This window comes from Rhizobium sp. BK591, assembly GCF_014195045.1.
Taxonomy (GTDB): domain Bacteria; phylum Pseudomonadota; class Alphaproteobacteria; order Rhizobiales; family Rhizobiaceae; genus Rhizobium; species Rhizobium anhuiense.
Map to the genome: position 1 here is coordinate 216039 of NZ_JACIAZ010000010.1, position 11221 is coordinate 227259.

Annotated in this window: 9 protein-coding genes and 1 pseudogene; 7 read left to right on the top strand and 3 right to left on the bottom strand. The window is 56.2% G+C overall.

Annotated elements, in window-relative coordinates; all coding sequences use genetic code 11:
- Position 1: 1 nt before the first annotated feature.
- From FHX10_RS32890 to FHX10_RS32920, 7 genes and pseudogenes are all read left to right on the top strand, one after another.
- Positions 2 to 754, top strand: coding sequence for an ABC transporter ATP-binding protein (locus FHX10_RS32890; RefSeq protein WP_130815795.1), 753 nt, complete (start codon positions 2 to 4; stop codon positions 752 to 754).
- Positions 747 to 1490: an ABC transporter ATP-binding protein gene (locus FHX10_RS32895; RefSeq protein WP_246781286.1), complete on the top strand. Its 744-nt coding sequence runs from the start codon at positions 747 to 749 to the stop codon at positions 1488 to 1490. The genes FHX10_RS32890 and FHX10_RS32895 overlap by 8 nt, the downstream gene beginning before the upstream one ends.
- Positions 1491 to 1563: 73 nt before the next feature.
- Entirely contained in the window at positions 1564 to 3450 is a 1887-nt protein-coding gene (locus FHX10_RS35390) for an ABC transporter permease (RefSeq protein ID WP_246781287.1), read from the top strand.
- A gap of 74 nt (positions 3451 to 3524) precedes the next feature.
- Positions 3525 to 5117 (top strand): GMC family oxidoreductase, encoded by a 1593-nt coding sequence (locus tag FHX10_RS32905; RefSeq protein WP_246781295.1) that lies wholly within the window; start codon positions 3525 to 3527, stop codon positions 5115 to 5117.
- A gap of 36 nt (positions 5118 to 5153) precedes the next feature.
- Entirely contained in the window at positions 5154 to 6632 is a 1479-nt protein-coding gene (locus FHX10_RS32910) for an aldehyde dehydrogenase (RefSeq protein ID WP_132575096.1), read from the top strand.
- Positions 6633 to 6782: 150 nt separating this feature from the next.
- Positions 6783 to 7039, top strand: a pseudogene (locus FHX10_RS32915) (transposase); the annotation flags it as partial.
- Between the two features lie 294 nt (positions 7040 to 7333).
- The gene (locus FHX10_RS32920) at positions 7334 to 8602 is read left to right on the top strand and encodes a DUF3422 domain-containing protein (RefSeq protein WP_132575094.1); all 1269 of its coding nucleotides are present in this window, start codon (positions 7334 to 7336) and stop codon (positions 8600 to 8602) included.
- A 209-nt stretch (positions 8603 to 8811) separates the two neighbouring features.
- Here the strand turns inward: FHX10_RS32920 and tnpC are convergent, their stop codons facing one another.
- The 3 genes from tnpC to tnpA are packed head-to-tail and all read right to left on the bottom strand — an operon-like array spanning position 8812 to position 11218.
- Positions 8812 to 10401 carry an IS66 family transposase gene (tnpC, locus tag FHX10_RS32925; RefSeq protein WP_184390711.1) on the bottom strand — a complete coding sequence of 530 codons (1590 nt, stop codon included), beginning with the start codon at positions 10399 to 10401 and terminating at the stop codon, positions 8812 to 8814.
- A gap of 51 nt (positions 10402 to 10452) precedes the next feature.
- Entirely contained in the window at positions 10453 to 10806 is a 354-nt protein-coding gene (tnpB, locus tag FHX10_RS32930; protein WP_003584440.1) for an IS66 family insertion sequence element accessory protein TnpB, read from the bottom strand.
- Positions 10787 to 11218, bottom strand: a complete 432-nt coding sequence (gene tnpA / locus FHX10_RS32935; RefSeq protein WP_184390714.1) for an IS66-like element accessory protein TnpA — start codon at positions 11216 to 11218, stop codon at positions 10787 to 10789. Before tnpA ends, tnpB begins: the two co-directional genes overlap by 20 nt.
- Positions 11219 to 11221: the final 3 nt, after the last annotated feature.

Consider the following 11221-nt stretch of genomic DNA (forward strand, 5'->3'; position numbering starts at 1 on the left):
AATGGACCAAATCATTCTTCAGGCCCGAGGCATATGCCGAGATTTTGGAGGTTTCCGTGCGGTTGACGATGTCAACCTCGATGTCAAAGCCGGGCAGATCCACGCCATTATCGGCCCCAACGGGGCCGGTAAGACTACCATGTTTAACCTGCTGACCAAGTTTCTGCCCCCCAGTGCCGGGCAAATTATCTTGGACGGAGCTGATATCACTCATTCGGGTCCCGCGGACGTTGCCTCCCATGGCATGGTGAGATCGTTCCAGATTTCATCCACGTTCGGCAGGCTCACGGCCCTTCAAAATGTGCGCATTGCGTTGATGAGACCTGGAGGTGGAACCTTTCGTTTCTGGGCCACGCATCGAGATATGGATCGGTACAATGAACGTGCCCTCGGACTTTTATCGGCAGTTGGCCTCGAAACCTGGGCTCACACTCAGGCAGCGTCAATGCCCTATGGCCGCAAACGCGCCCTCGAACTTGCCACGACTCTCGCGCTGGAGCCGAAAGTACTGCTTTTGGACGAGCCTATGGCAGGGATGGGCCAGGAGGACATCGAAACCATCACCACGCTCATTAGATCGCTCTCAGGTGCGAGGACCATCATTATCGTTGAGCACAATCTCAAGGTCGTGTCGTCCCTTGCCGACACAATCAGCGTAATGGTGCGCGGGCGCGTCGTCGCCGAGGGAGACTACAAAACTGTTTCGAGCGATCCCAATGTCAAAGCAGCTTACCTTGGATCATCCCATGACTAAAACGGCTTCCGTGGTCTTTCAGAGCCAACCAAATGCCAAGGCGCTTCTCGAAGTCAAGAATCTAAATGCATGGTACGGCGAGAGCCATATCTTGCATGGAGTCGATCTCGTCCTCAACGAAGGCGAATTGGTCGTCCTGATCGGGAAGAACGGAGCGGGAAAGACAACGACTCTACGTAGCATCATGGGAATTGCTCCTCGGGCAACCGGCTCCATAACTTTGTTCTCCAACCAAGTCCTGGGCAAGACCCCCGACGCAATTGCCAGAATGGGACTGGCCTATTGCCCCGAGGAGCGGGCGATTTTCTCAAGCCTGACGGTGGAGGAAAATCTTTTACTGCCGCCGACAATCGCTCCCAATGGTATGACATTGGATGAAATTTTCCAGCTTTTCCCCAATCTTCGTGAAAGGCTTTCGACCCAGGGAACGAAGCTCTCGGGCGGTGAGCAACAGATGTTAGCGATAGCGCGGATTCTACGAACCGGATCGCGGCTGCTCCTGCTTGACGAGCCCACGGAAGGCCTCGCCCCGGTAATTGTAGACCAGATCGCCAACACAATCGCGCTGCTCAAGCGCAAAGGATTCACAATCCTGCTGGTTGAACAGAATCTGTCTTTTGCAACTAAAGTTATGGACCGAGTCTACCTCGTGGAACAAGGTCGCACGGTTCGGATGATGGACCGGGATGAGGTTGTATCCAAGCGAGGAGAATTGGAAGCATGGCTTTCTGTCTGACATCGCGACCTGACTATATACGGGCTAGCGATCGCATCTGAAATAACCAATCGTGCCAGGGAGGGCAACGCTTTTGGCTACCGTTTCTTGGGACTTGCTCTTTGGATATCTTTTCCTCGGCCTCATCAATGGCGCCTTCTACGCCTTGCTGGCCTTGGGGCTTGCCGTCATTTTTGGCATGCTTCATGTTGTGAATTTCATGCATGGCGTGCAGTACATGCTAGGCGCGTTGGGCACGGCACTGTTGTTGCAGACCTTCGGCCTAGGCTATTGGTGGGCCCTGGCAATCGTTCCCCTGTGCGTCGGCTTTACGGGGTTATTGACCGAGAAACTTTTCCTTGCCCGCATTGCCCACCTCAATGCCCTTTATGGCATGCTGCTTTGCTTTGGCCTTGCGCTCGTCATCCAAGGGCTTGTCCAAGCCATATATGGTCTCACACCCCTGCCGTATTCCCCGCCACGGGAATTGACCGGCGCCGTCAAACTGCCCTTCCTTTTGGTGCCCTATTACCGTCTATGGGTGCCTGTCTTTTCCATCGTCATCTGTGGCGTGACCTGGTTCTGTATTCAAAAGACCCGGCTCGGTGCTTATCTCCGTGCGTCCACGGAGAACCCGCAAATTGTCCAAACGTTTGGCGTGAATGTTCCGCTGCTCGTGACAGTGACTTACTCCGTCAGCGTTGGCCTAGCGGGCCTGGCTGGCGTGTTGGCGGCACCAATCTACCAGCCGCAGGCTTTCATGGGGCATGATTTGATGATCGTCGTTTTTGCGATCGTCGTAATCGGAGGCATGGGCTCGATCGGAGGGAGTATCGTCACCGGTTTCCTCGCGGGATTGATCGAGGGCCTCGTCGGGTATGTATATCCGCAAGCATCTTCCTTGGCGATATTCATTCTCATGGTTGTCATATTGATTGTTAGGCCGGCGGGCTTGTTTGGATGGACCGTCAATGCACCAAAGAACGCGGCCGAGAATGACGAGATCTTCGATGTTTCCGCAAAGGGCGTTAAGATCACCGCCATTCTGGTAGTTCTTGCTCTGATCGTCGCATTCTTTTTCGTGTACAAATACACGGTCATTCAGGCCGTATGCTTCGCAATCTATGCACTTTCCGTTGGATTTCTCATTTCCTACGTGGGATTGCTGTCGTTCGGACACGCTATGTTCTTCGGTGCTGGATCCTATGCTGTGGCGCAGCTTGGGGCGGTGTGGGGCGTCCCCAGCGAATTGTCGGTCCTGATCGGGGTTCTAGCCTCCGCAGCGCTCGCGTTTGTGGTCGGTCTGGTGGCTCTCCGGCGCCAGGGCATCTACTTCGCCATGATTACGCTGGGTATCGGGCAGATGATGTATTTTATCGCGCTTAAAGCCGAATTCACACATGGTGAGGATGGAATTCAGAATGTCCCTCAGACAGCGCTTTTTGGTCTATTGCCCCTGTCTGATCCGACCATCCTCTACATCGTTGTCTCCATTTTGTTTATCGGGATCATTTTAGGTCTGGGGCGGATCGTCAATTCACCGTTTGGCGAAGTCCTGAAAGCAGTTCGCGACAACGAAGCAAGAGCTATATCGCTTGGATATCGCGCTGATCGTTACAAGCTGATCGCCTTTGTGATTTCAGGGGCCCTGGCCGGATTGGCTGGAGGCCTGAAGTCAGTCGTTTCACAAAGCGCCAACCTGTCAGACATGCACTGGTCCATGTCCGGTCAGGCCTTGTTGATGGTGCTGATCGGTGGAATGGGAACACTTTATGGTCCCATCGTCGGCGCTGTCATCGTGTTCGGGTTGACCTATTACTTTGCGTCCCTCGGCGAGTGGGTCCTTGTCGCACAAGGCGTCGTTTTCGTTAGCTGTGTGCTGCTGTTTCGGCGTGGCGTGGTGGGGGAAGCGATCGCTCGCCTCCGTTCGTCGGCAAAGTCCCCAAAGGCTGGATCCCAGCCGGAAGTTTCATTCTCGTAGCGGCGCCCGTTCCGGCGTGTTCTCTGGTCTAACCAAAACAATTGCGCACTACTGGAGCATTGTTACGAATGGAAATGAGTACTTTTGATTACATCGTTGTTGGAGCTGGCTCGGCAGGCTGCGCTGTCGCAAACCGGCTAAGCGAGTCCGGCCGCAGTAGCGTACTCTTGCTCGAGGCTGGGGGACCCGATCGGAACCCCTGGATCCATATCCCGATGGGCTTCGGCAAAACAATAGTAAACAAGAAGTTGACTTGGAACTACTCGACGGCACCTTCGCCCGGTCTCGGCGGACGGACGATCTTCACGCCATCTGGCAAGGTCCTTGGCGGATCAAGTTCGATAAATGGACTCGTTTACACCAGGGGGCAGCGGGAGGATTTTGACAGTTGGCAGCAGGATGGCAATCTTGGCTGGAGCTACGATGAGGTTCTGCCCTTCTTCCGAAAGTCGGAGGACCAAGAGAATGGGCCAGACGATTTTCACGGCAGCGGTGGCCCGCTTTCCGTCTCAAATCTGATTGACCGGAATCCACTCAGTAGAGCTTTCACGCAAAGTACTTTGAATGCAGGCTTCCCATCGAACGATGATTTCAACGGCTCCTCACAGGAAGGCGTCGGGGATTTCCAGATGACAGCCCGCGCAGGCAAGCGCGCGAGCAGCGCCGGGGCATTCCTGGCAAGCGCGAAGCGCCGACGAAACTTCACGCTGAAGATCGATGTCGAGGTTGAGAAACTGCTGCTGGAGAATGGGAGAGTGATAGGCGTAAGCTACACGACCGACGGTCATGCACAGACAGTGGCGGCCCGCCAGGCTGTGATCCTGTCGGCGGGTGCCATTAATTCACCCGTGATCCTTCAACGATCCGGTATTGGGCGGGGACAGTGGTTGCAGGATGCAGGCGTGCAGGTTCAGCATGAGCTGAGGGGGGTTGGCGCCAATCTGCATGATCATGTCCAGGCACGCCTTGTGCTCAAGAGCCGCCGCTATCAAACCCTTAACGACAAGGTGAAGAGTCCACTCGCGAAAATGCGAATGGGGGTCGAATACTTACTCTTCCGGCGAGGTCCCCTGACATCATCCGGAGCGCAGGTTGGCGGGTTCCTTCGGACCCGACCTGATCTTGAAAGGCCCGATATCCTGGTGATGTTCATGCCGTTCAGTAGCACCGACTATCGCAAAGGGCTCGACGGATTTTCCGGATTTTCTATTTCCGCTTTCCAACTCCGTCCTCAAAGTCGGGGTTCGGTCCGGCTGCGCTCCGACAACAGAATGGGACCGCCTGTAATCCAACCGAATTATTTGGTTGCTGAGAGCGATCAGCAGGCCGTGTTGACGGGCTTACGCATTGCTCGCGCCATTGCCGCGACAGATCCGCTCCGACGTGAAATCGAGCGTGAGGAACGGCCGGGCATCGACATAACCAGCGACGACGAGCTGTTGAGTTACATTCGATCCAGCGCCAGCTCGGTCTATCACGCATGTGGGACCTGTAAGATGGGATCCGGCCTCGATGCAGTCGTCGACTCGAGGCTTCGACTGAGGGGGCTAGAAGGTCTGGTCGTTGCCGACGCCTCGATCATGCCGTCCATTGTTTCCGGGCCAACAAATGCAACCGCGATTATGATCGGTGAACGGGCGGCGTCCTTTCTTTTGGAAGACGCCTGACATTTGTTGGGCCTTAGCTGCAAAGAGGAGAACGAAGTGCAACAGTATAAGTTATATATCGGTGGTCAAAACGTTGATCCATCAAGTGGTGAATGGCTCGAGACGATCGACCCTTATAAGGGTACACCCTGGGCGCGGATTGCACGAGGAAACAAGGACGATGCGTCTCGGGCAGTCGCCGCCGCCAAGCTTGCCATGACCGGTACTTGGGCGGAGATGTCGGCGACGCAACGAGGTAAAATCCTTCGCAATATTGGCGATGCCGTCGTTGAAAATGCGGACCGTCTGGCGGAGATCGAAGTGCGTGACAACGGCAAGTTGCTAACCGAGATGCGGGGACAGCTGGCTATGATTTCCGAGTACTGGTACTATTACGCTGGTCTGGCGGACAAAATCGAGGGTACCGTGGTTCCCATCGAAAAGGCGGACAGCTTGGCCTTGACCCTTCGCGAACCGGTTGGGGTCGTCGCGGCGCTCACGGCCTGGAATTCTCCTCTCATGTTTTGTGCAATGAAGTGTGCCCCAGCGCTTGCGGCGGGCTGTGCCGTTGTTCTCAAACCGTCTGAATTTGCGTCAGTAAGCACGCTTGAATTCGCAGCGCTCACCAAAAAAGCAGGGCTCCCGGATGGTGTTCTTAACGTGGTAACGGGCCTTGGAACTGAAGCCGGTGCAGCACTCATCGAACATCCAGACGTCTCCAAAATCTCCTTTACTGGCTCCGACGTCACCGGCGCGCGGATCTACGAGATCGCCGCGCGCAGCATGAAACGCGTGACGATGGAGCTTGGCGGAAAGTCGCCCAACATTGTTTTCGATGACGCCGACCTGGACGCTGCAGCCATCGGTGTCATTTCAGGCATTTTCGGCGCTGCGGGACAAATGTGCACAGCCGGCTCCAGACTGCTGGTTCAAAATACGATAAAGGACGCTTTTACCAAAAAGCTAATCTCGCTTGCTCAGCAGATTCGCCTCGGCGATCCGATGGCGCCTGAGACCAATGTCGGACCCATCGCCACACCGCCTCAATATCAGAAAGTGCTCGATTACTTGGCGACCGCGAACAGCGATGGGGCCCGTTGTATCTTGGGCGGGGGACCGGCGACGGGGCCAGGATTAATCGGTGGTCAATTCATCCAGCCAACCATTTTCACAGACGTCACGAACGACATGCGGATTGCACAAGAGGAAGTTTTTGGACCCATTCTTTCGATTTTGGGGTTCGATACAGAGCAGCAAGCGATCGAAATAGGAAACGACGTGATTTATGGACTAGCCGCGGGTGTCTGGACTGCGAACATCGGCCGGGCGGTCCGGGTTTCTAAGGCGATCAAGGCCGGCACCGTATGGGTAAACACCTATCGTGCCTACAGTTATATGCTGCCTTCCGGTGGTATGAAACGATCCGGGCTTGGCCGGGAAAGCGGCATGGAGGCGATCAATCAATTTCTCGAAACGAAGGGCATCATTCTCTCTACCGCGGCGAGTGCGCCGGTGAATCCCTTCATTCAGCAGTAAAGGTCGACGTTGTTGACGTTATGGTCCGGTCGCGTCCTTCGATGGACTGCTGCTTGGCGATGTGCAACGAACTCAGTGTGTCTCATTTGACCTCCCACTGAGAATTTCCTCCAGAATGGATTTGAGTCCGGTCTGTTAAGAGACGGACGAATGAAGAAGCAGAGATTTACGGAAGAGCATAGTGTGCTCAAGGAGCAGGAGGCTGGCGGGAAAGCGACCGACCTCTGCCGCAAGCACGGGATTTCAGAAGCAAATAACTGGAAGGCCAAATACGGCGGCATGGAAGTCTCCGAGGCGAAGCGGCTGAGGACGCTTAAAGGACGAGACCGAGCAGATGCTGGATGCGGTCGCACTCCGCGAGCTTCTTGAAAAAAACGGTAGGGCCTGCGGCCAAGCGTGGAGCCGTCAAAGAACGCGCATCGTCGCAGCCGACCTAGGTGATATCGGCTTTACCTCCCGTATGTCCTTTCTCCTGGTGAGAGGTGTGCATTGGCGGCCCGCTCCGCGTTGACGGTTGCCAACCGAGTGTCGATAGTTCGGGCAACAGGGAAGCAACACCCTGACTTGCCGTACAAATCGACCGTAATCGCTCGGCCTCGGCGAGGTCGGAAAGTTCGCCACTCAGGCGGGCTTTTCAAATCGATTGCATTCGCTTCATATAGGTTCGCCGGCCGGTGTGCTTTCGGGAATGGGAAAGAAACATGATTTCAAAGGGCGCAGAGGAAACGGTGTCTGCTTCCGCACCACAGGTCTCTAGTCCAGCTGCTTTTGAACAGAGGGCCGCAGACTTCAACTCGGAGCTTCACGCTCGACCGTCGATCTATTTTACCGGTCCGGCAATCGTCGAGCACGTTGCTTTCATGCCATTGGATGGCGTGATCAAGGAGTTCCACGATAGTCTCGAAGCCGACGGTGGAATTTCAGTCAGAGTTGAACGGCACACTGAGTTCGTGACGGTGACGCGGGTCCGAAAATTAGACAGCGAGCCCGAGGGTTGGCCGGAAACCGACCTTTGTGAAGGTGATTTTGCGCGGCTAGCAGGGTTGAGCTCTCCTCTGCTCGTTTGCCACGTGAGTATCCTTGTCCTCGGGAGCCCTCCTGACCAGCTGGGAACGGTTCTCAGAACCCTCGACTTCGGCGATACCGCCGCGTCATCAATCGGCGGCGGGGCGGCACAGGTTTGCTCCGATTTTCGCGTTCGGGGGGACAATTCCAGCAGAATCATCCTGTTCAACAAGGACCTGAATGCACATCGCCTGGGGCGCATGGTACGGCGGATCTTTGAGATCGAAACCTATAGGTCAATGGCGCTGCTCGGATTGCCGCAAGCGCGTCGTCTTGCCCCGCTTCTGGGCGGATATGACGCGGAACTCGTTCGGCTGACCAATCGAAACTTGAGTACGCCTGCACATCAGCACAAACAATTGCTCGAGGAGATTACTGTTCTCTCCTCGCATATCATTTCAGCCACCGCGGAGACCAGAAGCAGGTTTGGAGCAACCGCTGCCTACGCCAAAATCGTTGAAGAGAGGATTGTTCTTTTACGAGAAACCCATGTCCCCGGCTTTCAACGTTTCGGTACCTTCGTAGAGAGACGGTTCAAGCCTGCGGTGCGTACCTGCGAAGCAACCGCGTTGAGGCTTGAGCACCTGTCAAGAGCTGCGATGCACTTGCTCGACCTGCTCCAAACGCGAATCCAGGTCGAGATTGAGTTCCAAAACGCCACACAGATTCAGGCGATGGCTGATCGCGCTGCGACGCAGGTTAAGATCCAGCGCGCGGTCGAAGGCTTTTCGATGATCGCAATTAGCTATTACTTGCTGAGCTTGCTGAAATTTATATATGAAACAGCAGACCACGCAGGCTTCCATTTCGATCCGATGATCATGCTTGTCGCTGTTCCGGTGGTTGTTGGATCTGTTGTGATTACCATTCTCCGCGTCAAGCATGCCCTAAAAGCAGAGAGCTAGAGGTAGCGCACCCAATAGGTCAGGATCGCGTGCAATGGCGACGAAGTAATATCTGCACCCAGCCCGTTCGGAATACGAGGTTTTGCGGGATTGCGTCTCACTGCTGAGGGCGCAAAGGCTAAGATGATCAAGACGTAAGCGCGATTTTCGCTGCACGTTGACGCCAACCCGTTGATTGGCATCGGATCAACGTTTGGAACCGTATTGTGTCAGGCGGCTTCGGTTCTGGCGAAGTTGAACGGCAGCAGGTCGACGATGTCGGCCCTTTCGTCCCGCTGCGGCAACTCAGTGAGCACGTAGCGCAGCCAGGCGAGTGGGTCGACGCCACAGGCGCGGCAAGTCAGCATCAAACTGTAGACCACTGCGCTGGCCTTGGCTCCGTCGGCGGTGTCGCTGAACAGCCACGATTTTCTTCCGGTGGCAAAAACTCTGATTTCGCGTTCCAGAATGTTGTTATCGATCGGGATCCTGCCGTCGCTGGTGTAGCGTGTCAGGTAATCCCATTGGTTCAGGGTGTAGGAGACGGCGTCGCCGAGCTTGGTATCCGGCACGACCTTCGGCGCGATGGCGTCGAGCCACGCCTTTAGGGCGTTCAGGACAGGCAAGCTGTGCTGTTGGCGGAAACGGCGAATGCAATCAGCCGTCGTCTCACCGGCATCTGGGGTTTTGTCTCTTGCCTGCTTTTCGATCCGGTAGAGCTGCTCGAAGAACCGGAGTGCCTGTTCCGGCGGTCCGCCTCCATTCTTCCGGGTTTTGAGAGCCTCCACGAAGCGCCGTCGTGAATGAGCCATGCATCCGACATGGGTTGCGCCATGCAATGTGCGCCACGCGGTGTAGCCATCGCTCACCAATATGCCGCGGTAATCACCAAGGAAGGTCTGCGGGTGGACCTGGCCGCGCCCCGGCTGATAGTCGAGCAGCACGATCGGCTGGTCACTGTCCTCGCTGCTGCGATAGGCCCACATATACGAGGTGCTGGTGGCCTCCTTGTCCTTTTCCTTCAGGACCTGGACTGTCGTCTCATCGCCATGAATGAGAGGCTGCGATCGCAGCCGCAGTTTCAGAGCGTCATAGATGCGATGCAGATGCTTCTCGCTTGAACCGATGACCCAGTGAGCGAGAGCGCCGCGGCTGATCGGCACGCCGGCCCGCTCAAATGTCTGCGCCACGCGGTAGAGCGGTGTGCCATCAACGTATTTGTGGACGAGCGCGAAGGCTAGCGTCGAAGCGGTAGCGATGCTGCCCGGCAGGGGCTGCGTCGGCATCGGTGCGATCACGACTGGTGTGTTGATCCCGGTGCGGTCGCAATGGCGGCAAGCGTACTTGAACCGGACGTTCTGCAGGACCTTTGCCTTGACCTCGATATGGAGCTGCTCGGTAACGGCCTCGCCCATGCGATGCATTTGACTATCGCAGCATGGACAAGCCTTCTGATCGTCAGGAAGGTCATATCCGACACGCTCACGCGGCAGGTCTTCCGGCAGAGGTCTGCGGCCGCGCTTTTTTCCCACGGCGCTCTCGACCGCCGGCAGGCCCGTGTCCGGGAGATCGACAACGTCATCACCGTCGCCGCTGTCATCTTCGTCGGCAGCCTCTTCGGCTTCGTTGAAGAGGCGATCAACGTGCTTTTCGCTGCGGGGTGCAAAGCGATGCAGCTTTGCAAGCGCCAGCTCCTCCTCAAGCTTGACGACCCGCTGCGAGAGCGCTTCCTTTTCGGCTTTGAGCGCAGCGATTTCGGCAGCATTGGCTGCCAATTGCGCCATCAGTTCTGCAATGCTCGGTTCGCCGGTGCGAGTCATCAGATTCTTGAATCTGAACCGCCCCTGCGCGTCAATCGCTATTCGCCATCCTCAGCCGGCGATCTGATACTGCCGCACCGGATGGCGGATCATCGCATCGATATCGATGCCGTCGAGAATCCAGTGGAGCTGTTCTGTCGTCAGCACAACGACCGGCACCTCGCGGCGGGGCCATCTGAACTTGTCCTCGGTCAACCGCTTCAGGATCAGCACAAAGCCGGATCGGTCGAAGAACAAAAGCTTCACCCGGTCACGACGGCGATTGCAAAAGGCAAAAACCGCAGGAGCAAAGGGATCCAGCGCCATCGTCTCCTGGACCAGGACAGCAAGGCTGTTGATGCCGGCCCGAAAGTCGATCGGCTCGCGATGCAGGTAAACCTTGAGATCAGCGCCAAGTCTGAACATGACCCAGCGCTCCGATGATTGTCGTCAATGCATCTACGTCACCGCATTCCAGCGTCAGCTTCACGCCGTTCGGCAGTGACGCGCTCACCTTCGCTGGAGAAGGCAGCGGCCGGTTCCTCTCTGCTTTTCGAGGCCGCTCTTCACCAAACTCAAACTCGTCGCTGGCCGCGCTGATTTGCACCGGAATAAAAGACGATGTCGAAGACGGCGGCGACGCAAGGGGCTGGGTATGTTTCCGTATCCACTTCCAAACGAGGTTCGCGTTGACCCCGTGTTCGCGCGCGAGTTTCGATACCGATGCGCCAGGTTCAAGGCAGGCAGCAATAAGGCGGTCTTTCGAACTTTGATCGAAACGGCGTCTCCCATTCCGACCGACCAGCCGCACGGCAAGTTTTTGACCTTCTTCCATCACTTG

Coding starts and splice junctions, on each gene's coding strand:
- FHX10_RS32890 (WP_130815795.1), top strand. CDS start 2: ATGGACCAAATCATTCTTCAGGCCCGAGGCATATGCCGAGATTTTGGA.
- FHX10_RS32895 (WP_246781286.1), top strand. CDS start 747: ATGACTAAAACGGCTTCCGTGGTCTTTCAGAGCCAACCAAATGCCAAG.
- FHX10_RS32905 (WP_246781295.1), top strand. CDS start 3,525: ATGAGTACTTTTGATTACATCGTTGTTGGAGCTGGCTCGGCAGGCTGC.
- FHX10_RS32920 (WP_132575094.1), top strand. CDS start 7,334: ATGATTTCAAAGGGCGCAGAGGAAACGGTGTCTGCTTCCGCACCACAG.
- tnpC (WP_184390711.1), bottom strand. CDS start 10,401: ATGACTCGCACCGGCGAACCGAGCATTGCAGAACTGATGGCGCAATTG.
- tnpB (WP_003584440.1), bottom strand. CDS start 10,806: ATGTTCAGACTTGGCGCTGATCTCAAGGTTTACCTGCATCGCGAGCCG.